Below are 20,090 nucleotides of genomic sequence, written 5' to 3' on the forward strand. Positions count from 1 at the left end.
GCGGGATCGTCAAGGTGGGCGAGGAGATCGAGGTCGTCGGCCTGAAGCCGACGGTCAAGACGGTGGTGACGGGCGTGGAGATGTTCCGCAAGCTGCTCGACGAGGGGCAGGCGGGCGACAACATCGGCGCGCTGCTCCGCGGCCTGAAGCGCGAGGAGGTGGAGCGCGGTCAGGTGCTGGCGAAGCCGGGCTCGATCACGCCGCACACCAAGTTCAAGGCCGAGGTGTACGTCCTGACGAAGGAGGAGGGTGGGCGCCACACGCCGTTCTTCAACGGCTACCGCCCGCAGTTCTACTTCCGCACGACGGACGTCACGGGTTCGGTGCAGCTCCCGGCGGGCGTCGAGATGGTGATGCCCGGCGACAACATCGCGATGGAGGTGGAGCTCATCACCCCGATCGCGATGGAGAAGGAGCTGCGCTTCGCGATTCGCGAGGGCGGCCGCACTGTCGGCGCGGGCGTCGTGGCCGAGGTCATCCAGTAGGTAGCACCACCGGCGAACGGCGGGGCCTCCGGTCCGCAGACGTTGCGGGCCGGCGCTCCGCGCCGCGCCGAGTGATGGAGAGAAGGCTTTCCGATGGCGACTCAGAAGATTCGGATCCGGCTCAAGGCCTACGACTACAAGCTGCTCGACCAGTCGGCCGGGGAGATCGTCGAGACCGCGAAGCGCACGGGCGCGAAGGTGGCGGGACCGATCCCGCTCCCCACCCGGATCAACAAGTTCACCGTTCTCCGCAGCCCGCACGTCGACAAGAAGTCGCGCGAGCAGTTCGAGATCCGCACGCACAAGCGGCTGCTCGACATCCTCGAGCCGACGCCTCAGACGCTCGACGCGCTCATGAAGCTCGACCTGTCGGCCGGCGTGGACGTGGAGATCAAGTAGTCGAGGACCCTATGGCCAAGTTCGACGTCTACGACCTCGACAAGAAGAAGGTGGGCGAGATCGAGCTCGCCGACGCCGTCTTCGCGGGCGAGGTGAACGAGCACCTCTTCTACGAGGTGGTGAAGGCGAAGCTCGCCTCCGATCGCTCGGGCACCCACGCCGTGAAGAACCGGTCCCTCGTGTCCGGCGGCGGCAAGAAGCCCTGGAAGCAGAAGCACACCGGCCGCGCCCGCCAGGGCTCGACCCGGGCGTCGCAGTGGGTGGGCGGCGGCAAGGCGATGGGGCCGAAGCCGCGCGACTACTCCTACGACGTGCCGAAGAAGGTCCGGAAGGCGGCCCTGCGCGCCGCGCTCGCGCTCCGCAGCCAGGAGCAGAAGCTCGTCATCGTGCAGGAGTGGAAGCCGGCGGAGCCGAAGACCTCCGCCGCGGCGAAGGTGCTCGCGAAGCTCGGCGCGAAGAAGGCGCTCGTCGTCGACGCGGCCGCGAACGCCTCGCTCGCGAGGAGCGTGCGCAACCTCGACGGCTCGGACTTCCTCGCCGCCGAGGGGCTCAACGTCTACGACATCCTGAAGCACGACGCGCTCGTGCTGACGGCCGAGACCGCGAAGAAGCTGGAGGCCAGCCTCTCATGAACCTCGCCATGCAGGACGTGGTGAAGCGTCCGCTCATCACCGAGAAGGCGGAGCAGGCCCGCGAGGCGTACCGCCAGTACGCCTTCGAGGTGCACCGGGACGCCACCAAGATCCAGGTGAAGCAGGCGGTGGAGAAGCTCTTCAACGTGCACGTCCTCGACGTGCGGACCGCCATCGCGCGCGGGAAGAACAAGCGCGTCGGCCGGAACGTCGGCCGCCGCCCCAACTGGAAGAAGGCCTTCGTGACCCTCAAGGAAGGCGAGACGATCGCCCTCTTCGAGGGGACGTAGAGGCGAGGGGACGGAGACCAACATGGCCCTCAAACAGTACAAGCCGACGAGCCCCGCCCGGCGGCTCATGACGGTGTCGGACTTCGCGGAGATCACGAAGTCCAAGCCGGAGAAGAAGCTCACGCAGCCCGTCCGCAAGTCGGGCGGCCGCAACGCGCACGGCCACATCACGACCCGCCACATCGGCGGCGGCCACAAGCGGCGCTATCGCGTGATCGACTGGCGGCGTGACAAGGACGGCGTGCCGGCCAAGGTCGCGGCGGTCGAGTACGACCCGAACCGCACGGCGCGCATCGCGCTCCTGCACTACGCCGACGGCGAGAAGCGCTACATCCTCGCGCCGGTGGGCGTGAACGTCGGGGACACGCTCGTCTCCGGCGAGACGGTCGACATCCGCCCGGGCAACGCGCTTCCGGTCAAGGCGATCCCGCTCGGCACGGTGCTCCACAACGTCGAGTCGCAGCCCGGCTCCGGCGGTAAGATGATCCGCTCCGCGGGCTCCTTCGGCCAGCTGATGGCGAAGGAGGGGCTGTACGCCCAGATCCGCATGCCCTCCGGCGAGGTCCGCAAGGTCCTCCAGGAGTGCCGCGCGACCATCGGCCAGCTCTCGAACGTCGAGAGCTCGAGCGTCAGGCTCGGCAAGGCGGGCAAGAGCCGCTGGCTGGGTAAGCGCCCGACCGTGCGCGGTCTCGCGATGAACCCGGTCGATCACCCGCACGGCGGCGGCGAGGGCAAGTCCGGCCAGGGCAACCCGCACCCGGTCTCGCCGTGGGGCCAGAAGACCAAGGGCCAGAAGACTCGCAATAACCGCCGCACTGACAAGTTCATCGTCTCGCGCCGCAAGCCCGGGCCGCGCAACACGCCCCAGTAGCGAGCGAGAAGGGACAGCGACTCATGGCGCGTTCGATCAAGAAGGGCCCGTTCGCGGACAAGCACCTCACGAAGAAGGTCGAGGACGCGAACAAGGGCAACAAGAAGTCGGTCATCAAGACCTGGTCGCGGCGGAGCACGATCCTGCCGGACTTCGTCGGCCACACGTTCGCGGTCCACAACGGGCGGAAGTTCGTCCCGGTGTTCGTGACCGAGAACATGGTCGGCCACAAGCTCGGCGAGTTCGCCCCGACGCGCACCTTCCACGGCCACTCGGCCGAGAAGAAGGCCGCGGCGGCGCCGGCGCCGGCCAGGAAGTAGCGAGGGAACGGACATGGCCGAGACCCAGACCACGAAGAAGGGCGCCAAGCGCGTTCGCCAGCCGGTGCCCGCGCGCCGTTCCAAGCCGAACCGGCCCGCGAAGCCGGCGCCGGGGCCGCACGCATCCCTCAGCTTCCTCCGCGTCGCGCCGCGCAAGGTGCGGCTCGTCGCGAACGAGGTGCGGGGCATGCCCGTCGGCGACGCGCTCGCGGTGCTCAAGTTCACGCCCCAGGCGGCCGCGAAGCACCTCTCGAAGCTCATCCGCTCGGCGGTCGCGAACGCGGAGCAGAACGGCGGCCGCGTCGACGTCGACGCGCTCGTCGTGAAGACGCTGACGGTGGACCAGGGCCCGAAGATGCGGCGCTTCATGCCGCGCGCGATGGGCCGCGCCTTCCGCATCGAGAAGAAGACGAGCCACGTCTACGTCGAGCTCGGAACCGCGCAGTAGCCTGGAACCCAAGGGAATCGAGGAGAGCACATGGGACAGAAAGTCCATCCGATCGGGTTCCGGCTCGGCGTCATCCGGTCCTGGGATTCGAAGTGGTACGAAGAGAAGAACTACGCGAAGTGGCTCCACGAGGACATCCACCTCCGCGAGTACGTGAAGGAGAAGCTCGGCCAGGCCGGCATCTCCCGCATCGAGATCGAGCGCGCCGCGAACAAGGTGAAGATCAACGTCCACACCGCGCGGCCGGGCATCGTGATCGGCAAGCGGGGGGCGGGGATCGAGACGATCAAGAAGGAGCTGCAGGGCAAGACCGAGAACGAGGTCTACCTGAACGTCGTCGAGGTCCGTAAGGCCGAGACGGACGCCCAGCTCGTCGCGGAGAACATCGCGACCCAGCTCGAGCGGCGCATCGCGTTCCGCCGCGCCATGAAGAAGGCGGTCCAGACCGCCCTCAAGTTCGGCGCGAAGGGCATCCGCGTGGCTTGCTCCGGCCGCCTCGGCGGCTCCGAGATGGCGCGGTACGAGTGGTACCGCGAGGGCCGCGTCCCGCTCCACACGCTCCGCGCGGACATCGACTACGGCTTCGCCGAGGCGAAGACCACCTACGGCAAGATCGGCTGCAAGGTCTGGATCATGCGCGGCGAGGTGCTGCCGCAGACCACCCCTGTGCGCCAGCCGCGGAGCAGCGGCGGCGCCCGGCCCTGAGCCGCGCCCAGGACACCTCTAGGAGACGCACATGCTTCAGCCGGCGCGAACGAAGTACCGCAAGATGATGAAGGGCCGCATGCGGGGGAAGGCCTACCGCGGCTCGGATCTGAACCAGGGCGAGTACGGCCTGCAGGCCACCGAGTGCGGCTGGCTCACCTCACGCCAGATCGAGGCCGCGCGCGTGGCGATCACCCGCTACGTGAAGCGGGGCGGCAAGCTCTGGATCCGGGTCTTTCCGGACAAGCCCATCACGAAGAAGCCCGCCGAGACTCGAATGGGCACCGGCAAGGGCAACGTGGAGTACTACGTGGCCGTCGTGAAGCCGGGCCGCGTCCTCTACGAGCTCTCCGGCGTCGACGACGAGTCTGCGAAGAAGGCGTTCCACCTCGCCGCCCACAAGCTGCCCGTCGCGACCAAGGTCGTGAAGCGCGGCACCACGCTGTAGGAGGGAACGAGCGATGGCGACCGTCAACGAGCTGCGCGACCTGGAGCGGAAGGATCTCCTCGCCCGCGCGGCGGAGCTGAAGCAGACGCTCTTCGATCTCAAGAACAAGCACTCGACCGGCGTGCTCGACTCGACCGCCGACCTCGCCAAGACCAAGCGCGAGATCGCGCGCATCCTCATGGTCGCGCGCGAGAAGGAGCTCGCCGCGGCCCAGGCCGGGAAGGCGAAGGAGTGATCGACATGGAGCGCGGCAACCGCAAGTCCCGCATCGGCGTGGTCGTCTCGAACAAGATGGCGAAGACCGTGGTCGTCAAGGTCGAGCGCCGGGTGACCGACCCGAAGTACGGGAAGATCGTGAAGCGCGCCGAGAAGTACAAGGCGCACGACGAGAACAACGACTGCCAGATCGGCGACAAGGTCCGGATCGTCGAGACGCGTCCGATGTCCAAGGACAAGCGCTGGCGCGTCGCCGAGACCCTCGAGAAGGCGGAGGTCTAGGCCATGATCCAGCAGCAGACGATGCTCGACGTCGCCGACAACTCCGGCGCGAAGAAGGTCCAGTGCATCAAGGTGCTCGGGGGCACCCGCCGCAAGTACGCCTCGATCGGCGACGTGATCGTCGTCTCGGTCAAGGAGGCGATCCCCCAGGCCAAGGTGAAGAAGGGCGAGGTCGCCCGCGCCGTCATCGTGCGCACGAGCCGCGAGGTCAAGCGGCCGGACGGCAGCTACATCCGCTTCGACGGGAACTCGGCGGTCCTCATCAACAAGGACCTCGAGCCCATCGGCACGCGCATCTTCGGGCCGGTGGCGCGCGAGCTCCGCGCCCGGAAGTTCATGAAGATCATCAGCCTCGCGCCGGAGGTGCTGTAACCATGCCGGGCATCCGCAAGGGCGACACGGTCAAGATCATCGCCGGCAAGGAGAAGGGGAAGCAGGGCAAGGTCCTCGAGCTCCTTCCCGAGAAGGGCCGCGTCCGCATCGAGAAGCTCATGACCGTGAAGCGCCACCTGAAGAAGGGGCGCAGCCAGGCCACGCCGGAGGGCGGGATCCTCGAGAAGGAGGGCACCGTCGCCATCTCCAACGTGATGGTGCTCCAGGGCGACAAGCCCGTCCGCCGCGAGAAGATCGCGCGCGACCTCGGCGCCAAGGAGAAGGCCCGGTCCGACAAGAAGAAGGCCGCGAAGTAGGCGGGGTTTCCGCCGTCGGGATTTGGACGGCGCGGAGAGTTCGTAGGAAAACGCATCGCCCGGCACGGGAAGAGGCCGGCCGAAGGCAAGGAGAGCACGATGGCAGCGCGTCTGAAGGAGCGGTACGAGCAGGAGGTCCGCTCCGAGCTGATGAAGGAGTTCGGGTTCACGAACCCGATGCAGGCCCCGAAGCTCGAGAAGATCGTCGTGAACATGGGGCTCGGTGAGGCGATCAACAACGGCAAGATCATCGACGCCTCCGTCGAGCAGCTGTCCTCCATCACCGGCCAGAAGCCGGTCGTGACGAAGGCGCGCAAGTCCATCGCGAACTTCAAGCTGCGCCAGGGCCAGTCGATCGGGGCGATGGTCACGCTCCGCGGCGATCGCATGTACGAGTTCTTCGACCGCCTGGTGTCGATCGCCCTCCCGCGCGTGCGCGACTTCAAGGGCGTCTCGCCCAAGGCGTTCGACGGGAAGGGCAACTACACGCTCGGCGTGCGCGAGCAGATCATCTTCCCCGAGATCAACTACGACAAGGTCGAGAAGATCAAAGGGATGAACATCACGGTCGTCACGACCGCCCGGAACGACGAGGAGGGCCGAGCGCTCCTTCGCCACCTCGGCATGCCGTTCCGTCAGTAAAAGGAGATCCCATGGCGAAGCTTTCGAAGATGGCGCAGGCCAAGCGCAAGCTGAAGTTCCCGGTCCGGCAGTACAACCGCTGCCCGCTGTGCGGCCGGCCCCGCGCGTTCCTGCGCAAGTTCCAGATGTGCCGTCTCTGCTTCCGCCAGCGCGCGCTGCAGGGCGAGATCACCGGCGTCATCAAGTCGAGCTGGTAAGGGAGACGCGAATGAGCTTCACCGATCCCATTGGCGACATGCTGACGCGCATCCGCAACGCCTCGAACGCGCGTCACGAGAAGGTCCTGGTCCCCACGTCCCGGCTGAAGGTCCGCATCGCCGAGGTCCTCCGCGAGGAGGGCTTCATCAAGGACTTCGTCCTTCACCAGGACGGGCCCCAGGGCGCGATCACCATCGTCCTCAAGTACAGCGGCGACCGTGAGCCGGCGATCAGCGACATCAAGCGGGTCTCGAAGCCGGGGCTGCGGCGCTACGTGCCGACCGACTCGATTCCACGCGTGCTGAACGGCATGGGCATCGCGATCCTCTCCACGTCGAAGGGCGTGATGGTGGACCGCGAGGCTCGCAAGCAGAAGGTCGGCGGCGAGCTGATCTGCACCGTCTGGTAAGGGAGCGACCGAGATGTCTCGCATCGGCAAGCTGCCCGTCAAAATCCCGGAGAAGGCGAAGGTCTCCGTGGACGGCCACCTCGTGAAGATCGAGGGGCCCAAGGGCAAGATGTCCTTCCCCACGAACCCGCGCGTGAAGGTCGCGGTCGACAAGGGCGAGGTGACGGTCACGCGCCCCGACGACTCCCCCGAGTCGAAGGGTCTGCACGGCCTCACCCGCACGCTGGTCAAGAACGCGCTCGATGGCGTCGTGAAGGGCTACGAGCGCGGCCTGGAGATCAGCGGCGTCGGCTTCAAGGCCGAGGTGAAGGGGAAGGATATCCACTTCGCCCTCGGCTTCTCGCACCCGGTGGTGTTCAAGCTGCCGGAGGGCGTGACCGCCGAGGTCGACGCGAAGCAGACGAAGCTCACGGTGAAGGGCGTGGACAAGCACCTCCTCGGCCTCACCGCGGCCAAGATCCGCGCGCTCCGCCCGCCCGAGCCGTACAAGGGCAAGGGCATCAAGTACGCGGAGGAGATCGTCCGCCGCAAGGAAGGCAAGACCGGCGCCGCCTAGGCCGGCATCCACCCCGCTCATGCGGCGGCTGAACCGTCGCCGCCGCAAGGAGGAACGTCATGGCGCAGCACGTCACGTCGCGCGAGAAGCGCAGGGCTCGCATCCGCCGGAAGATCTCCGGCACCGCCGCGCGCCCCCGGCTCACCATCTACAAGAGCCTCAAGCACATGTACGCCCAGCTCGTGGACGACACGACGGGCACCACCCTGGTCTCCGTTGCCACGAACGCGAAGGCGATCAAGGACGAGATCAAGGACGACGACAAGACCGCTGCGGCGAAGCGCGTGGGCGCGGCCCTCGCGAAGGCGGCCATGGCGAAGGGGATCGAGGCGGTCGTGTTCGACCGCAACGGGTTCGACTACCACGGGCGCGTCGAGGCGGTGGCCGCGGCCGCGCGCGAGGCCGGGCTCAAGTTCTAGGTGACGGAAAGGTTTCGAATGGCTACTCCCATCAACGCGAACGAGCTCGACCTCCAGGACAAGGTCGTCCACATCAACCGCGTGGCGAAGGTCGTGAAGGGCGGCCGCCGGTTCAGCTTCTCGGCGCTCGTCGTCGTCGGCGACGGCAACGGCTACGTCGGCGTGGGCCTCGGGAAGGCGAACGAGGTCCCGGAGGCGATCCGCAAGGGCGGCGACCAGGCGAAGAAGAACCTCTTCAGGGTTCCGCTCGTCGGGACGACGATCCCCCACGAGGTGCTCGGTCACTTCGGCGCGGGCTGGGTGCTCCTCAAGCCCGCGGGCGAGGGCACCGGCGTCATCGCCGGCGGCACCGTTCGCGCGGTCCTCGAGGCGGCCGGCATCCGCAACGTCCTGACGAAGTGCCAGGGCTCGCGCAACCCGCACAACGTCCTCAAGGCGACCGTGGCGGGCCTGAAGAGGCTGCGCTCCGCGGACGACGCCGCCCGCGCGCGCGGCAAGCAGGCCGCCGAGCTCGGCGGGGCGTAAGGAGACATCATGGCTGCCATCCAGGTGAAGCTCGTCCGCGGGCTCGCGGGCTGTCCCGCCGCGCATCGGACGATCGTCGCGGGCCTCGGCCTCAAGAAGCGCGATTCCACGAAGATCCTGCCCGACACGCCGCAGACGATGGGGATGATCGCGAAGGTCTCCTACCTCGTCGAGTGGGAGCGGGTAGACCAGCCTGCGCCCGAGGGGCGTAAGGCCAGGAAGGCGAAGGCGACGGCCCGGCAGGGTTAGACAGCCGTCCGCCCCGTGATAAAAGGAGAACGCTCCATGTCGCTTTCCAAGCTCAAGGCGCCCAAGGGCGCGAACCGCGAGCGCACGCGCGTCGGCCGTGGCCAGGCATCCGGCCTCGGCAAGACGGCGGGCCGCGGCGGCAAGGGCCAGAAGGCCCGCTCCGGCAACATGCACTTCGAGGGGTTCGAGGGCGGCCAGATGCCGCTCCAGCGTCGCCTCCCGAAGTTCGGCTTCAAGAACGTCTTCCGCCGCGACCTCGAGGAGGTCAAGGTCGGCGATCTCGAGGGCCTCACCGGCCTCGTCGATCCCGCCGCGCTGAAGAGCGCGGGGCTCGTGCGCGGGAACCGCGACGGCGTCGTCCTCCTGGGCGGCGGCGAGCTCAAGAGCGCGGTCACCGTCAAGGTGCACCGCGTGACCGCCGGCGCCCGCGCCGCGGTGGAGAAGGCGGGCGGCAAGGTGGAGGTCATCCCCGCGCCCGTCACGATGTACGAGAAGGCCAAGGCCGCGAAGAAGGCTCAGGCGAAGAAGTAGGGCGGGGATGGCACGACGGCGGCCGCGCCACGCGGCGCGCCGCGCGTCGGGCGCAGGGCGAAAGGGGACCGCATGGCAGTCAGCGGGCTTGTGAACATCTTCAAGATCGCGGAGCTCCGGAAGCGGCTCCTCTTCAGCCTCGGGATGCTCGCCGTCTACCGGCTCGGCATCTACGTCACCACTCCCGGCGTGGACCGGCAGGCGATGCAGAACGTCGTCTCGTCCGGCAACCTGCTCGGGCTCCTGAACTTCTTCTCCGGCGGCGCTTTCGAGCAGCTGTCGATCTTCGCGCTCGGCATCATGCCGTACGTGTCGGCGTCGATCATTTTGCAGCTCCTCACCGTGGTCGTCCCGGCCCTCGAGAAGCTGCAGAAGGAAGGCGAGCTCGGGCGGCGCAAGATCACCCAGTACACGCGCTACCTCACGGTCGTGCTCTCGGCCATCCAGGGCTACGGGATCGCCACCTACCTCGAGACGCTGCGCGACCCCGCCGGCATCGCGGTGGTCGCCGATCCGGGCTGGGGCTTCCGGCTCCTGACCATGATCTCGCTCGCCGCCGGCACCTCGTTCATCATGTGGATGGGCGAGCAGATCACCGAGCGCGGGGTCGGCAACGGCATCTCGCTCATCATCTTCGCCGGCATCGTCGCGCGCGCCCCCGCCGCGGCGTGGAACACCTACCGCTCCTTCCGCGCGCCGGGCTCCCAGATCAGCGAGCTCGGAGTCGTCGTCCTCCTCGCCATCATGGTGGTGGTGATCGGGGCGATCGTCTTCGTCGAGCGCGGGCAGCGCCGCATCCCCGTCCAGTACGCGAAGCGCGTCGTCGGCCGGAAGCTCTACGGCGGCCAGTCGACGCACCTGCCGCTGAAGGTGAACACCTCGGGCGTCATCCCGCCGATCTTCGCGTCGTCGCTGCTGCTCTTCCCGGCGACGCTCGCGGGCTGGTTCCCGGCGCTGAGCCGCGTGTCCACCGCGATCCAGGCGGGCAGCTGGATCTACAACGTGCTCTACGTCGTCCTCATCATCTTCTTCGCCTACTTCTACACCGCGGTGACGTTCAACCCGGTGGACGTCGCCGACAACCTCAAGAAGTACGGCGGCTACATCCCGGGCATCCGGCCGGGCAAGAAGACGGCGGACTACATCGACTACGTCCTGTCGCGCATCACGTTCGGCGGCGCGATCTACCTCGCCGCGGTGTGCGTGCTGCCCACGATCCTCACCAACGAGTTCAACATCAACTTCTACTTCGGCGGCACCTCGCTGCTCATCGTGGTGGGCGTCGCGCTCGACACGGTGCAGCAGATCGAGGGACACCTCATCACGCGGCACTACGAGGGCTTCACCGGCCCCCGCGGCCCGCGGATCCGTGGCCGCAGGCTCTCGACAGGACAGGCCGTCAACGCCTGACGCACGGTGGGCCTCGCGAGGCGCGAGGCCCGCTGCGTCTCGGAGGTCGCGATGATCCTCATCCTGCTCGGACCGCCGGGGGCCGGCAAGGGCACCCAGGCGAAGCTGCTCTCCGCCGAGTTCCACGTCCCGCACATCTCGACGGGCGACATGTTCCGCGACCACAAGGCGCGCGGGACCGAGCTCGGCAAGCAGATCCAGGCGATCATGGACGCAGGCGGCCTCGTGACGGACGACGTCACGAACGCCCTCGTGAAGGACCGCCTGTCCCGGCCCGACGTCGCCGACGGGTTCATCCTCGACGGCTACCCGCGCACGATCGCGCAGGCGGAGTACCTCGACGGGCTGCTCCAGTCGATGGGCCGCTCCCTCACGCGCGTCGTCTCGTATGACGTCGCCGAGGAGGCGGTCGTCGAGCGCATCAGCGGCCGGCGAAGCTGCCCGAAGTGCGGCGCCGTCTACCACGTCTCGGCCAATCCGCCGCGGCGCATGGGCTACTGCGACCGCGACGGCGAGGGGCTCGTCCAGCGCGACGACGACAAGCCCGAGAACGTGAAGAAGCGGATGGCCGAGTACGGCAACAAGACCGAGCCGCTGAAGCGCTTCTACCGCGAGCGCGGCCTGCTCGCGAACGTCGACGGCATCGGCACGCCGGAAGGCATCCTCGCCGCCACGAGGGCGGTCCTCCCGAAGTAGGGCCGCGGCGACGCGAATGATGGACGGGCGCGCACGCGAGCGCATCGACCTGCGCACGCGCGACGAGATCGCGCGGATCCGCGAGGCGTGCCTCGTCGTGCACGCGGTGCTCGACGAGCTGGAGGCGGCGGTGGCGCCGGGGGTCACGACGGCCGAGCTCGACCGGCTCGCCCGGACGCGTGCCCGCGACCGCGGCGCCGAGCCGGCGTTCCTCGGGTACCACGGCTACCCGGCGTCGCTCTGCGTCTCGGTGAACGACGAGGTGGTCCACGGTATCCCCTCCGAGGGACGCGTCCTGCGGGAGGGCGACATCGTCGGCCTCGACTTCGGGGTCGTGCTCGGCGGCTGGTTCGGCGACTCGGCGCGCACGGTGCCGGTCGGCCGGGTGAGCGCGGAGGCGACGCGGCTGCTCGAGGCGACGCGCGAGTCGCTGCGGCGCGCCATCGCGGCGGCGGGGCCGGCCGCCCACGTCGGCGATCTCGGCGCCGCCGTGCAGGCGTGCGTCGAGCCGCAGGGCTATTCGGTCGTCCGGGACTTCGTGGGCCACGGCATCGGGCGGCGGCTCCACGAGGCGCCCCAGGTCCCGAACTTCGGGACCCGCGGCTCCGGGACCGCGCTGCGGCCCGGGATGGTCCTCGCCATCGAGCCGATGGTGAACGCGGGCGGGCGCGCGGTGGAGACGCTCGAGGACGGCTGGACCGCCGTGACCGCCGACGGCAGCCTCTCGGCGCACTTCGAGCACACGGTGGCGATCACGGAGGATGGGCCCGAGGTGCTCACCCTCGGGAGGGGCGGGCCGGTCGGGGGGAGCAGATAGGGCAAGTACCGGGGCGGATCCCGGGCAGGCCCACGCGGAGCCGCTTGCAGCCGCGGTTTCGCTATGTTATAGGGCCCGCTTCGTTGAGGCCGCTCGAGTCGGGTGGCCTCCCGGGAAAGCCCGGAGAATACGGGCGGCTACGCCGGGCGCGCCACGGAGCGCTACCGAGCCGCCAGGCCCGCCGGCCGTAGCGGCGGGGTTTTTCGTCTTTGGAGCAGGACTTCGTGGTTCGAAACCACGAGCGGAAGGGAACGGGTCATGAAGGTCCGCGCGTCGGTCAAGAAGGTTTGCGACAAGTGCAAGGTCATCAAGCGCAAGGGCACCGTGCGGATCATCTGCCCGGCCAACCCCCGCCACAAGCAGCGCCAGGGCTAGGGCCCGGCGAGTAACGGAGAGACGAATGGCTCGCATCGCCGGCGTCGACCTCCCCCGCGAGAAGCGGATCGAGGTCGCCCTCCAGTACATCTACGGCATCGGCAAGACGACCGCGCAGGCCGTCTGCGACCGCGCCAAGGTGGACGTCACCACGCGGACGAAGGACCTCACGGACGACGAGGTCCGTCGCATCCGCGAGACCATCGAGCAGAACGTGAAGGTCGAGGGCGACCTCCGTCGTGAGATCTCGCTCAACATCAAGCGGCTCATGGATCTCGGCGCCTACCGCGGCCTGCGTCACCGCAAGGGCCTGCCGGTCCGCGGTCAGCGCACCCACACGAACGCGCGCACGCGGAAGGGTCCGAAGAAGGGCCTCGTGCGGAAGCCCGCCGCCGCCCCGGCGCCGAAGTAACCGAACGCCTCAAGACCGGAGAGCTCAGAGTGGCTGACGAGAAGCAGCAGACGAAGAAGCCGGAGGAGGCCGCCGCCGCACCCTCGGCGCCGAACCTCGGCGGCATCGAGCCGGTGACCGCCTCGCCCGTGACCCCGAAGAAGGGGAAGAAGCGGGTGAAGAAGAACATCGCGGCGGGCATCGTGCACATCGCCTCGACCTTCAACAACACGATGATCACGATCTGCGACGCCTCCGGGAACGTGATCTCGTGGTCGAGCGCGGGCGCGCGCGGCTTCAAGGGCTCGCGCAAGTCGACCCCGTTCGCCGCCCAGGTCGCCGCCGGTGACGCCGCCGCCAAGGCGATGGAGCACGGCCTCAAGACCGTCTCGGTGCTCGTGAAGGGGCCGGGCGCGGGCCGCGAGTCGGCGCTCCGCGCGCTCTCGGCCGCCGGGCTCAAGATCACGCTCATCCGGGACGTGACCCCGATCCCGCACAATGGCTGCCGGCCGCCGAAGCGCCGCCGCGTCTAGTCAGGAGAACGAACGTGGCTCGCTACAACGAAAGCGTCTGCCGGCTCTGCCGCCGGGAGAACCTCAAGATGTACCTGAAGGGCGACCGGTGCTACACCGACAAGTGCGCCATCGAGCGCCGCCCTTACCCTCCCGGCCAGCACGGCCAGGGGCGCGTGAAGTTCTCGGAGTACGGCGTCCAGCTCCGTGAGAAGCAGAAGGTGAAGCGGATGTACGGCCTCCTCGAGGCCGGGTTCCGCCACGCCTACCAGAACGCCGCCGCCGCCAAGGGCAAGACCGGCGAGAACCTGCTCCAGACGCTCGAGCTCCGGCTCGACAACGTCGTGTTCCGCCTCGGCTTCGCCGACACGCGCAACGAGGGGCGGCAGCTCGTCCGGCACGGCCACTTCAAGGTGAACGGCCGCAAGGTCAACATCCCGAGCTACATGTGCCGCGCGGGCGACAAGATCGAGCTGCGGGATCGCTCGAAGAAGGTCGTCCGGATCAGCGAGGCGCTCGAGGCGGTCGACCGCCGCGGCGTCCCCGGCTGGCTGGAGCTCGACAAGGGCGGCTTCAAGGGCACGGTGAAGACCCAGCCTTCGCGCGAGGACATCACCATGCCGATCCAGGAGCAGCTCATCGTCGAGCTGTACTCGAAGTAGTCGAGCGCCCTTCGGCAGGCTCAGGGCGAGCGGTCCGGCGCGCCGGACGCGGTCAGAGCCTTCGAGCGGGTCGGCGAGCAAGAGACGCCGGCCCGCTCATCACATCCAAGGAGTCGCGCGTCCCACGGATCCCCCACCGCCTGGCTGAGCGGACGAGGGGAGGGGGCGGCGGCAGAGGAGACAGCCCATGGTCGATCCGATCGTCACGAAGAACTGGCGCGATCTCATCAAGCCGCGCGGCCTGGTCGTGGACCAGGAGAGCCTCTCGAACACCTACGGGAAGTTCGTCGCCGAGCCGCTCGAGCGCGGCTTCGGCATCACCCTCGGCAACTCGCTCCGGCGCGTGCTGCTCTCGAGCCTGCAGGGCGCCGCGATCACCTCGGTGAAGATCGAGGGCGTCGAGCACGAGTTCATGACGATCCCCGAGGTCGCCGAGGACGTCACCGACATCATCCTCAACCTCAAGGAAGTCCTCCTCCAGATCCACACCAACGAGGTGAAGACCCTCCGGATCGAGGCGGACGGGCCCCGCGAGATCAAGGCCGGCGACATCATCGCCGACGGCCAGGTCGAGGTCCTGAACCCCGGCCACCACGTCCTCACCATCAGCGAGGGCGGCCGGGTCCGGATGGAGCTCACCGCGCGCCGCGGCCGCGGCTACGTCCCGGCGGACAAGAACAAGGTGCCGGGGCAGCCCATCGGCACCATCCCGATCGACGCGCTCTTCAGCCCGATCCGGAAGGTGAACTACCAGGTCACGAACGCCCGCGTCGGCCAGCAGACCGACTACGACAAGCTGACGCTCGAGGTCTGGACCGACGGGTCGGTCGCGCCGAACGACGCCGTGGCCTACGCCGCCAAGATCGTGAAGGAGCAGCTCTCGATCTTCATCAACTTCGACGAGGCCGAGGAGCCCGCCGAGGAGCTGAAGCCGGTCGAGGAGCAGAAGCTCAACGAGAACCTCTTCCGCTCGGTGGACGAGCTCGAGCTCTCCGTCCGCAGCGCGAACTGCCTCCAGAACGCGAACATCAAGACCATCGGGGATCTCGTCCAGAAGACCGAGGCCGAGATGCTGAAGACGAAGAACTTCGGCCGGAAGTCGCTCAAGGAGATCAAGGAGATCCTGGCCGAGATGGGCCTCTCGCTCGGGATGAAGCTCGAGAACTGGCCGCCGAAGGCGGCGCCGCAGGGCGCCCCCAAGGTCTAGCGAACCTGGACCGATAGGAGACACCCAAGATGAAGCACCGCGTCGTCGGCCGCCGGCTCGATCGCACCACCGAGCACCGCACGGCCATGCTGAGAAACATGGTGACGTCGCTCTTCCGCCACGAGCGCATCGTCACGACCACGCCCAAGGCGAAGGAGCTGAAGCGCTTCGCCGACAAGGTCATCACGCTCGCCAAGCGCGGCTCCGCGCACCACCGGCGGCTCGCGAACCGCGAGGTGAAGGACGTCGAGGTCCTGAACAAGCTCTTCGACTCCCTCGCCGGGCGCTTCAAGGCGCGGCCCGGCGGCTACACGCGGATCGTCCGCGTCGGCCGCCGCGTCGGCGACAACGCCGAGATGGCCGTGATCGAGCTCGTCGACCGCGCCCCCGCGCAGGCCGAGGGCGAGGGCGAGGGCGAGGGCGAGGGCGAGAAGAAGACCGCCAAGGCGAAGGAGCCCAAGGCCCCCAAGGCGAAGGCGCCGAAGAAGGCCGCCGCCGCGAAGCCGAAGGCCAAGGCCAAGGCCAAGGCCAAGAAGGGCGCCGAGGAGTAATCCGGGCGCTCCCCCGCAGGGCCGCCTGGGCCGCGCGCGAGCCGTTCGCGCGCGGCCCTTTCGTTTTCGCCGTCCCGCCTTCCGCACAGGGGGCCGCGCTGGTACAAACGGACCGCCCCGATGCCGCCGCTCTACGCCCAGGATCCGCTCGGAGCCGCGAACGCCGCGCTCCAGTCCCGAGCGCTCGAGCTGCCCATGGCGGCGCTGCTCGTGGCGTGCGAGCCGTGGATGCTCGTCCTCGTCGCCCTCGCGCTCTACTCGTGGCTCGAGGGGGAGGTCCGAGGGGTCCTGAAGGCGGTCGCGCCGGCAGCGATCTCCATCCTCCTCGCGGTGGGGGTCGCGCTCGCCGCCCGCGCGGCGGGGGCCGCGCCCCGTCCCCTGGAGGCGAGCGGCTTCGCGCCGCTCCTCCGCGCGGCGTTCCCAGCGCCTCACGCCGCCGGCGTCGCGGCGTTCGCGACCTTCTCGCTCCTCGTCTACGGCAGGCGAGCGCTCACCGTGCTGGCCCTCGCGGCGCTCTGCGCGATGGCGCGGGTCCGGATGGGGTCTCACTGGGCCGCCGACCTCGCGGCGGGAGGCATGCTCGGCGTGCTGGCCGCGGGGGTGACCTACGTCGCGGCGCTGCGCTTGCTCCCCCGGGGGCACCTCTCGGCGCTGCGTGCGCGCCGCCTGCCGCGGGCGCCCCGCCAGCGTGGCGCGGCGAATCCGGGGGGCGAGGCGGCCGAGCGGGACGCAGAGCCCGGCGCCGGCTCGTCTTGACACCCAGCCTAAGTTGGCGTAAAGAAACCCACTTTTCGTGGAGTCCCCGCCGCGCCTGGCCGGGGAAAACGCTCCGCGTTCCAAGGATTTAGGAGGCAGGACACATGGCAGTGGTTCTTCGGCTGTCGCGCGCGGGCACGCACAAGGCGCCCTTCTATCACGTGGTCGCCACCGACTCGCGCAACTCCCGCGACGGCAAGTACATCGAGGACGTCGGCATCTACGATCCGACGCTCGTGCCCGAGCGGATCGAGCTCAAGGTCGAGCGCATCGAGCACTGGCTCAAGGTCGGCGCGAAGCCCAGCGAGACCGTCGCGATGATCCTCAAGCGCGCCAAGGGCGCGGCGCCGGCCGAGAAGAAGGCGTAGGGCGGCTCCGATGCGCGACCTCGTCCTCTGGCTCGCCAGCGAGCTCGTCGAGCGGAAGGACGCGGTGAAGGTCGAGGTGCTCGAGCGCGATCGCGCGACGGTCCTCGAGCTCTCCGTCGCCCCCGACGATCTCGGGCGCGTCATCGGGCGAGGTGGCAAGACCGCGAAGGCGCTCCGGACCGTGCTCGACGCCGCCGCCCGCAGGGAGGGACGCCGGGCGGTGCTCGACATCCTCGACTGACGTGGCGCTCGTCCGGCTCGGCAAGGTCGTCCGGGTCATCGGCCTGAAGGGCCACCTCGGGGTGGCCGGGACCGAGGGCGCGCTCACGACGGTGACTCGGATCGCGCTCCGGCGCGGAGACGAGCCCGAGCCGCCGATGCGGGAGGTGGTCGAGGCGCGGCCGCAGGGCCGGGTCTGGGCGGTGAAGGTGGAAGGGGTCTCCGACCGGACGTCGGCGGAGGCGTGGGTCGGGGCGGAGGTGCTCGCGCATCGCGAGGACCTGCCGGAGCCAGGCGAGGCGCGGCACTACTGGGCCGACCTCGAGGGCCTGCCGGTGGTCACGGCGGCGGGCGCGGCGGTCGGGACGGTGACAGGGCTGTACGACACGGGCGGCGTGGACGTGCTCGTGGTGACGACGGAGGACGGCGGAGAGAAGCTCGTGCCGCTCGCGCCGTACGTCGAGGTGGACGTCGCGGGGCGGCGCGTGGTGGTGGATCCGCCCGAAGGGCTTCTGGACTAGAGCGCAGAGACGGAAGGAGGCCGCAGGAGACGAGGACGTGAGGTTCGGCCGGTTCACGACGAGCGGGGATCCCGCGGAGGCGCGATGAGCGCGCGGCTCGAGGTGGAGATCCTGACGCTGTTCCCGCGGATGTGCGAGGGGTACCTCGCGGAGAGCATCCTCGGGAAGGCGCGCGAGGCAGGGCTCGTGTCGGTGACCGTGTCGGACGTCCGGGAGCACGCCCGGGGCAAGCACCGCGTGACCGACGACGCGCCCTACGGCGGCGGCGCCGGCATGGTGATGAAGCCCGAGCCGCTCACGGAGGCCATCGAGGCGGCGCGGTCCAGGCTGCCCGGCGCGCTCGTCGTGATGACGAGCCCGCGGGGCCTGGCGCTGGACCAGGCGCTGGCGCGGCGGCTCTCGACTCACGGCAAGCTCGTCCTCGTCTGCGGCCGTTACGAAGGGGTGGATGAGCGGGTGCTGGCGGCGGTGGACATGGAGGTCTCGATCGGAGACTTCGTCCTGACGGGCGGCGAGATCGCGGCGCTCTGCGTCGTCGACGCCGCCGCGCGGCTCGTGCCGGGCGTGCTCGGCAACGAGGCGTCCGCCGGCGCAGAGAGCTTCGCGGGCGAGGACACGTTCCTCGAGTACCCGCAGTACACGAGGCCCCCGGAGTTCCGGGGGATGAAGGTTCCGGAGGTCCTCCTCTCGGGAGACCACCGGCGCATCGAGCGGTGGCGGCGGCGCGAGGCGCTGCGCGTCACGCGCGAGCGGAGGCCGGACCTCTTCGCGAGGGCGCGCCTCACGGAGAACGACCTCCGGCTCATCGACGCCGGAGACGACGAGCTGTAAAGGAGAGCATCGATCATGCTGCGCAAGGCGATTGCCGACATCCAGGCGAAGTACGTGCGGAACGACGTCCCCGAGCTCCGCTCCGGGGACAGCGTCCGCGTCCACACGAAGATCAAGGAGGGCGACAAGGAGCGCATCCAGATCTTCGAGGGCGTGGTCATCGCCTACCGGCGGGGCACCCCCGGGTCGTCGATGTTCACGGTCCGGAAGATGAGCTACGGGGTGGGCGTGGAGCGCATGTTCCCGGTCCACAGCCCGCGGATCGACAAGATCGAGGTCCTGGGCCACGGCGAGGTCCGCCGCTCGCGCCTGTACTACCTGCGCGAGCTGCAGGGGAAGGCGGCCCGCCTCCACCAGGAGGAGGGCCCGACCCCCGGCGCCGCCGTCGCGGCTCCGCCCCCCGCGGCTCCGCCGCAGGCCTGACGTTCCCCTCTGGCGACGAGGTGGGAGCGCGCCTCCGGTGCGCTTCCACCTCCTCGCTCGTGCGCGTGCGCGCCTTCCCGGGCCGCGCGTCGGGCGCTAACATGCGCCCCCGAGCGTGATCCTCCTCGAGTTCGCAGCGCAGGGCGTGCGTGGCGTGGCGCCTTCGGGCGGCCGCGCGACGCTTCGTCCCGGCTACAACGTCGTCGCCGCGGACGGCCCCGCGCTGCGGCGCCTCCTCGAGGCGCTGCTGCACCCGGATCCGCGCGACGCGGAGGCGCTGCCGCGTGCGGGCACCGGCCCCGCGGGCGCGGGCATGCGCGCGGGGCTGACCCTCGTCGGCGACGACCGCGTCACCTACCGGCTCGTGCGCGACTTCGCGGTCGGCTGCCAGCTCCACCGGTTCGACGCGGAGAAGCGGGCGTTCGCGCCGGTCTCGCAGGAGCTCGCCGAGATCCGCGAGCTCCTCCGCTCGACCGTGGGCGTCCCCACCCCGGCGCGTCTCTCCGCGCTGCTCTCGCTGTCCGCGGCGGAGCTGCCCTCGCGGCAGGGCCCGGGCGTGGAGCCGTCCCGCGCCGCCCCCCCGCGCGCGACGCTCTCGCCTGAGCAGGCGCGCCGTCGCGTCGCCCAGCTCGAGGCGGAGCTCGCGCAGGCGCGCGTCGCCGAGGGGCTCCAGGAGCGCCTGGATCGGCTGCAGGCGCGGCTCGCCGCGCTGGGGGAGGCGCTCCGCGCCGGAGATCGCCTCCGCGACGGTCTCGAGCGCGCGCTCGAGGCGCGCGCGGAGCTCGACGCGGCGGCGGCCGCCGGCGCCGCGCTCGGCGACGCGGAGGCGAAGCTCGTCACGTACGAGCGAGGGAGCGCGCGCCGCGCGGAGGCGCTCGAGCGCGCCGCGGCGGAGCGCGCCTCGCTCGACGAGGTGGACGCGCGGGGGGCGCCGGTGGCGCCCTGGCGCGGGATCCCGTTCTGGGCCGGGGCAGGCGCCGGCGCCGCGCGCGCGGTCGGCGGCGGGGCCGCGGCGGGCGCCGGGGCGGGGCGCCGCC

General features: G+C 69.8%; 36 protein-coding genes and 1 pseudogene. All 37 read left to right on the forward strand.

What is annotated here, in order from left to right:
- Positions 1-485: EF-Tu C-terminal domain-related protein (locus tag MLV88_RS22785; RefSeq protein WP_242356080.1), on the forward strand; the 485-nt coding region annotated here is incomplete at its 5' end.
- Between the two features lie 93 nt (positions 486-578).
- On the forward strand, positions 579-884 hold the full coding sequence (gene rpsJ / locus MLV88_RS22790) for a 30S ribosomal protein S10 (protein WP_011421000.1): 306 nt from the start codon (positions 579-581) through the stop codon (positions 882-884).
- Positions 885-895: 11 nt separating this feature from the next.
- A complete protein-coding gene (rplD, locus tag MLV88_RS22795) occupies positions 896-1,516 on the forward strand; it encodes a 50S ribosomal protein L4 (RefSeq protein WP_242340122.1) in 621 nt (206 codons plus the stop codon).
- The gene (locus MLV88_RS22800; protein ID WP_242340121.1) at positions 1,513-1,806 is read left to right on the forward strand and encodes a 50S ribosomal protein L23; all 294 of its coding nucleotides are present in this window, start codon (positions 1,513-1,515) and stop codon (positions 1,804-1,806) included. Before rplD ends, MLV88_RS22800 begins: the two co-directional genes overlap by 4 nt.
- Before the next feature lie 22 nt (positions 1,807-1,828).
- Positions 1,829-2,677 (forward strand): 50S ribosomal protein L2, encoded by an 849-nt coding sequence (gene rplB / locus MLV88_RS22805; RefSeq protein ID WP_242340120.1) that lies wholly within the window; start codon positions 1,829-1,831, stop codon positions 2,675-2,677.
- Positions 2,678-2,700: 23 nt separating this feature from the next.
- The gene (rpsS, locus tag MLV88_RS22810) at positions 2,701-2,997 is read left to right on the forward strand and encodes a 30S ribosomal protein S19 (RefSeq protein ID WP_242340119.1); all 297 of its coding nucleotides are present in this window, start codon (positions 2,701-2,703) and stop codon (positions 2,995-2,997) included.
- A 13-nt stretch (positions 2,998-3,010) separates the two neighbouring features.
- Positions 3,011-3,445, forward strand: coding sequence for a 50S ribosomal protein L22 (gene rplV, locus MLV88_RS22815; protein WP_242340118.1), 435 nt, complete (start codon positions 3,011-3,013; stop codon positions 3,443-3,445).
- A gap of 30 nt (positions 3,446-3,475) precedes the next feature.
- Positions 3,476-4,150, forward strand: coding sequence for a 30S ribosomal protein S3 (gene rpsC, locus MLV88_RS22820; RefSeq protein WP_242340117.1), 675 nt, complete (start codon positions 3,476-3,478; stop codon positions 4,148-4,150).
- A gap of 31 nt (positions 4,151-4,181) precedes the next feature.
- On the forward strand, positions 4,182-4,598 hold the full coding sequence (rplP, locus tag MLV88_RS22825; protein ID WP_242340116.1) for a 50S ribosomal protein L16: 417 nt from the start codon (positions 4,182-4,184) through the stop codon (positions 4,596-4,598).
- Between the two features lie 13 nt (positions 4,599-4,611).
- A complete protein-coding gene (gene rpmC, locus MLV88_RS22830; protein WP_242340115.1) occupies positions 4,612-4,833 on the forward strand; it encodes a 50S ribosomal protein L29 in 222 nt (73 codons plus the stop codon).
- Between the two features lie 5 nt (positions 4,834-4,838).
- Positions 4,839-5,096: a 30S ribosomal protein S17 gene (gene rpsQ / locus MLV88_RS22835; protein WP_242340114.1), complete on the forward strand. Its 258-nt coding sequence runs from the start codon at positions 4,839-4,841 to the stop codon at positions 5,094-5,096.
- 3 nt (positions 5,097-5,099) lie between these two features.
- Entirely contained in the window at positions 5,100-5,468 is a 369-nt protein-coding gene (gene rplN, locus MLV88_RS22840; RefSeq protein ID WP_242340113.1) for a 50S ribosomal protein L14, read from the forward strand.
- Between the two features lie 2 nt (positions 5,469-5,470).
- Positions 5,471-5,785, forward strand: coding sequence for a 50S ribosomal protein L24 (rplX, locus tag MLV88_RS22845; RefSeq protein ID WP_242340112.1), 315 nt, complete (start codon positions 5,471-5,473; stop codon positions 5,783-5,785).
- A 99-nt stretch (positions 5,786-5,884) separates the two neighbouring features.
- Positions 5,885-6,427, forward strand: a complete 543-nt coding sequence (gene rplE / locus MLV88_RS22850) for a 50S ribosomal protein L5 (RefSeq protein ID WP_242340111.1) — start codon at positions 5,885-5,887, stop codon at positions 6,425-6,427.
- 11 nt (positions 6,428-6,438) lie between these two features.
- Complete coding sequence (locus tag MLV88_RS22855; RefSeq protein ID WP_242340110.1) at positions 6,439-6,624, forward strand: type Z 30S ribosomal protein S14; 186 nt, start codon at positions 6,439-6,441, stop codon at positions 6,622-6,624.
- 11 nt (positions 6,625-6,635) lie between these two features.
- The gene (gene rpsH, locus MLV88_RS22860) at positions 6,636-7,034 is read left to right on the forward strand and encodes a 30S ribosomal protein S8 (RefSeq protein WP_242340109.1); all 399 of its coding nucleotides are present in this window, start codon (positions 6,636-6,638) and stop codon (positions 7,032-7,034) included.
- 13 nt (positions 7,035-7,047) lie between these two features.
- On the forward strand, positions 7,048-7,590 hold the full coding sequence (gene rplF / locus MLV88_RS22865; protein ID WP_242340108.1) for a 50S ribosomal protein L6: 543 nt from the start codon (positions 7,048-7,050) through the stop codon (positions 7,588-7,590).
- A gap of 59 nt (positions 7,591-7,649) precedes the next feature.
- Positions 7,650-8,009: a 50S ribosomal protein L18 gene (rplR, locus tag MLV88_RS22870; protein WP_242340107.1), complete on the forward strand. Its 360-nt coding sequence runs from the start codon at positions 7,650-7,652 to the stop codon at positions 8,007-8,009.
- Between the two features lie 18 nt (positions 8,010-8,027).
- On the forward strand, positions 8,028-8,534 hold the full coding sequence (gene rpsE / locus MLV88_RS22875; RefSeq protein WP_242340106.1) for a 30S ribosomal protein S5: 507 nt from the start codon (positions 8,028-8,030) through the stop codon (positions 8,532-8,534).
- Positions 8,535-8,543: 9 nt separating this feature from the next.
- Positions 8,544-8,783 carry a 50S ribosomal protein L30 gene (rpmD, locus tag MLV88_RS22880; protein WP_242340105.1) on the forward strand — a complete coding sequence of 80 codons (240 nt, stop codon included), beginning with the start codon at positions 8,544-8,546 and terminating at the stop codon, positions 8,781-8,783.
- Positions 8,784-8,819: 36 nt separating this feature from the next.
- Positions 8,820-9,314: a 50S ribosomal protein L15 gene (gene rplO, locus MLV88_RS22885; protein WP_242340104.1), complete on the forward strand. Its 495-nt coding sequence runs from the start codon at positions 8,820-8,822 to the stop codon at positions 9,312-9,314.
- A 72-nt stretch (positions 9,315-9,386) separates the two neighbouring features.
- The gene (gene secY, locus MLV88_RS22890; RefSeq protein WP_242340103.1) at positions 9,387-10,724 is read left to right on the forward strand and encodes a preprotein translocase subunit SecY; all 1,338 of its coding nucleotides are present in this window, start codon (positions 9,387-9,389) and stop codon (positions 10,722-10,724) included.
- A 51-nt stretch (positions 10,725-10,775) separates the two neighbouring features.
- Positions 10,776-11,420: an adenylate kinase gene (locus tag MLV88_RS22895; protein ID WP_242340102.1), complete on the forward strand. Its 645-nt coding sequence runs from the start codon at positions 10,776-10,778 to the stop codon at positions 11,418-11,420.
- A gap of 19 nt (positions 11,421-11,439) precedes the next feature.
- The gene (map, locus tag MLV88_RS22900) at positions 11,440-12,237 is read left to right on the forward strand and encodes a type I methionyl aminopeptidase (protein ID WP_242340101.1); all 798 of its coding nucleotides are present in this window, start codon (positions 11,440-11,442) and stop codon (positions 12,235-12,237) included.
- 258 nt (positions 12,238-12,495) lie between these two features.
- On the forward strand, positions 12,496-12,612 hold the full coding sequence (gene rpmJ, locus MLV88_RS22905) for a 50S ribosomal protein L36 (RefSeq protein WP_242340100.1): 117 nt from the start codon (positions 12,496-12,498) through the stop codon (positions 12,610-12,612).
- A gap of 25 nt (positions 12,613-12,637) precedes the next feature.
- Entirely contained in the window at positions 12,638-13,024 is a 387-nt protein-coding gene (gene rpsM, locus MLV88_RS22910; RefSeq protein WP_242340099.1) for a 30S ribosomal protein S13, read from the forward strand.
- A gap of 29 nt (positions 13,025-13,053) precedes the next feature.
- Positions 13,054-13,536, forward strand: coding sequence for a 30S ribosomal protein S11 (gene rpsK, locus MLV88_RS22915; RefSeq protein ID WP_441296839.1), 483 nt, complete (start codon positions 13,054-13,056; stop codon positions 13,534-13,536).
- Positions 13,537-13,550: 14 nt separating this feature from the next.
- Positions 13,551-14,177 (forward strand): 30S ribosomal protein S4, encoded by a 627-nt coding sequence (gene rpsD, locus MLV88_RS22920; RefSeq protein WP_242340098.1) that lies wholly within the window; start codon positions 13,551-13,553, stop codon positions 14,175-14,177.
- A 187-nt stretch (positions 14,178-14,364) separates the two neighbouring features.
- A complete protein-coding gene (locus MLV88_RS22925) occupies positions 14,365-15,384 on the forward strand; it encodes a DNA-directed RNA polymerase subunit alpha (RefSeq protein ID WP_242340097.1) in 1,020 nt (339 codons plus the stop codon).
- 29 nt (positions 15,385-15,413) lie between these two features.
- On the forward strand, positions 15,414-15,935 hold the full coding sequence (rplQ, locus tag MLV88_RS22930; protein ID WP_243338738.1) for a 50S ribosomal protein L17: 522 nt from the start codon (positions 15,414-15,416) through the stop codon (positions 15,933-15,935).
- Positions 15,936-16,055: 120 nt separating this feature from the next.
- Positions 16,056-16,691 carry a phosphatase PAP2 family protein gene (locus MLV88_RS22935; protein ID WP_242340095.1) on the forward strand — a complete coding sequence of 212 codons (636 nt, stop codon included), beginning with the start codon at positions 16,056-16,058 and terminating at the stop codon, positions 16,689-16,691.
- A gap of 104 nt (positions 16,692-16,795) precedes the next feature.
- Positions 16,796-17,059, forward strand: coding sequence for a 30S ribosomal protein S16 (gene rpsP, locus MLV88_RS22940; RefSeq protein ID WP_242340094.1), 264 nt, complete (start codon positions 16,796-16,798; stop codon positions 17,057-17,059).
- 10 nt (positions 17,060-17,069) lie between these two features.
- A complete protein-coding gene (locus tag MLV88_RS22945) occupies positions 17,070-17,300 on the forward strand; it encodes a KH domain-containing protein (RefSeq protein ID WP_242340093.1) in 231 nt (76 codons plus the stop codon).
- A 1-nt stretch (position 17,301) separates the two neighbouring features.
- A complete protein-coding gene (rimM, locus tag MLV88_RS22950; protein ID WP_242340092.1) occupies positions 17,302-17,799 on the forward strand; it encodes a ribosome maturation factor RimM in 498 nt (165 codons plus the stop codon).
- A gap of 84 nt (positions 17,800-17,883) precedes the next feature.
- Entirely contained in the window at positions 17,884-18,630 is a 747-nt protein-coding gene (gene trmD / locus MLV88_RS22955; protein ID WP_242340091.1) for a tRNA (guanosine(37)-N1)-methyltransferase TrmD, read from the forward strand.
- Between the two features lie 15 nt (positions 18,631-18,645).
- A complete protein-coding gene (gene rplS, locus MLV88_RS22960; RefSeq protein ID WP_242340090.1) occupies positions 18,646-19,053 on the forward strand; it encodes a 50S ribosomal protein L19 in 408 nt (135 codons plus the stop codon).
- 115 nt (positions 19,054-19,168) lie between these two features.
- Positions 19,169-20,090, forward strand: a pseudogene (locus tag MLV88_RS22965) (hypothetical protein); the annotation flags it as partial.

Source organism: Anaeromyxobacter soli (assembly GCF_022808855.1).
Classification (GTDB): Bacteria; Myxococcota; Myxococcia; order Myxococcales; family Anaeromyxobacteraceae; genus Anaeromyxobacter; species Anaeromyxobacter soli.

Coding starts and splice junctions, on each gene's coding strand:
- rpsJ (WP_011421000.1), top strand. CDS start 579: ATGGCGACTCAGAAGATTCGGATCCGGCTCAAGGCCTACGACTACAAG.
- rplD (WP_242340122.1), top strand. CDS start 896: ATGGCCAAGTTCGACGTCTACGACCTCGACAAGAAGAAGGTGGGCGAG.
- MLV88_RS22800 (WP_242340121.1), top strand. CDS start 1,513: ATGAACCTCGCCATGCAGGACGTGGTGAAGCGTCCGCTCATCACCGAG.
- rplB (WP_242340120.1), top strand. CDS start 1,829: ATGGCCCTCAAACAGTACAAGCCGACGAGCCCCGCCCGGCGGCTCATG.
- rpsS (WP_242340119.1), top strand. CDS start 2,701: ATGGCGCGTTCGATCAAGAAGGGCCCGTTCGCGGACAAGCACCTCACG.
- rplV (WP_242340118.1), top strand. CDS start 3,011: ATGGCCGAGACCCAGACCACGAAGAAGGGCGCCAAGCGCGTTCGCCAG.
- rpsC (WP_242340117.1), top strand. CDS start 3,476: ATGGGACAGAAAGTCCATCCGATCGGGTTCCGGCTCGGCGTCATCCGG.
- rplP (WP_242340116.1), top strand. CDS start 4,182: ATGCTTCAGCCGGCGCGAACGAAGTACCGCAAGATGATGAAGGGCCGC.
- rpmC (WP_242340115.1), top strand. CDS start 4,612: ATGGCGACCGTCAACGAGCTGCGCGACCTGGAGCGGAAGGATCTCCTC.
- rpsQ (WP_242340114.1), top strand. CDS start 4,839: ATGGAGCGCGGCAACCGCAAGTCCCGCATCGGCGTGGTCGTCTCGAAC.
- rplN (WP_242340113.1), top strand. CDS start 5,100: ATGATCCAGCAGCAGACGATGCTCGACGTCGCCGACAACTCCGGCGCG.
- rplX (WP_242340112.1), top strand. CDS start 5,471: ATGCCGGGCATCCGCAAGGGCGACACGGTCAAGATCATCGCCGGCAAG.
- rplE (WP_242340111.1), top strand. CDS start 5,885: ATGGCAGCGCGTCTGAAGGAGCGGTACGAGCAGGAGGTCCGCTCCGAG.
- MLV88_RS22855 (WP_242340110.1), top strand. CDS start 6,439: ATGGCGAAGCTTTCGAAGATGGCGCAGGCCAAGCGCAAGCTGAAGTTC.
- rpsH (WP_242340109.1), top strand. CDS start 6,636: ATGAGCTTCACCGATCCCATTGGCGACATGCTGACGCGCATCCGCAAC.
- rplF (WP_242340108.1), top strand. CDS start 7,048: ATGTCTCGCATCGGCAAGCTGCCCGTCAAAATCCCGGAGAAGGCGAAG.
- rplR (WP_242340107.1), top strand. CDS start 7,650: ATGGCGCAGCACGTCACGTCGCGCGAGAAGCGCAGGGCTCGCATCCGC.
- rpsE (WP_242340106.1), top strand. CDS start 8,028: ATGGCTACTCCCATCAACGCGAACGAGCTCGACCTCCAGGACAAGGTC.
- rpmD (WP_242340105.1), top strand. CDS start 8,544: ATGGCTGCCATCCAGGTGAAGCTCGTCCGCGGGCTCGCGGGCTGTCCC.
- rplO (WP_242340104.1), top strand. CDS start 8,820: ATGTCGCTTTCCAAGCTCAAGGCGCCCAAGGGCGCGAACCGCGAGCGC.
- secY (WP_242340103.1), top strand. CDS start 9,387: ATGGCAGTCAGCGGGCTTGTGAACATCTTCAAGATCGCGGAGCTCCGG.
- MLV88_RS22895 (WP_242340102.1), top strand. CDS start 10,776: ATGATCCTCATCCTGCTCGGACCGCCGGGGGCCGGCAAGGGCACCCAG.
- map (WP_242340101.1), top strand. CDS start 11,440: ATGGACGGGCGCGCACGCGAGCGCATCGACCTGCGCACGCGCGACGAG.
- rpmJ (WP_242340100.1), top strand. CDS start 12,496: ATGAAGGTCCGCGCGTCGGTCAAGAAGGTTTGCGACAAGTGCAAGGTC.
- rpsM (WP_242340099.1), top strand. CDS start 12,638: ATGGCTCGCATCGCCGGCGTCGACCTCCCCCGCGAGAAGCGGATCGAG.
- MLV88_RS22925 (WP_242340097.1), top strand. CDS start 14,365: ATGGTCGATCCGATCGTCACGAAGAACTGGCGCGATCTCATCAAGCCG.
- rplQ (WP_243338738.1), top strand. CDS start 15,414: ATGAAGCACCGCGTCGTCGGCCGCCGGCTCGATCGCACCACCGAGCAC.
- MLV88_RS22935 (WP_242340095.1), top strand. CDS start 16,056: ATGCCGCCGCTCTACGCCCAGGATCCGCTCGGAGCCGCGAACGCCGCG.
- rpsP (WP_242340094.1), top strand. CDS start 16,796: ATGGCAGTGGTTCTTCGGCTGTCGCGCGCGGGCACGCACAAGGCGCCC.
- MLV88_RS22945 (WP_242340093.1), top strand. CDS start 17,070: ATGCGCGACCTCGTCCTCTGGCTCGCCAGCGAGCTCGTCGAGCGGAAG.
- trmD (WP_242340091.1), top strand. CDS start 17,884: ATGAGCGCGCGGCTCGAGGTGGAGATCCTGACGCTGTTCCCGCGGATG.
- rplS (WP_242340090.1), top strand. CDS start 18,646: ATGCTGCGCAAGGCGATTGCCGACATCCAGGCGAAGTACGTGCGGAAC.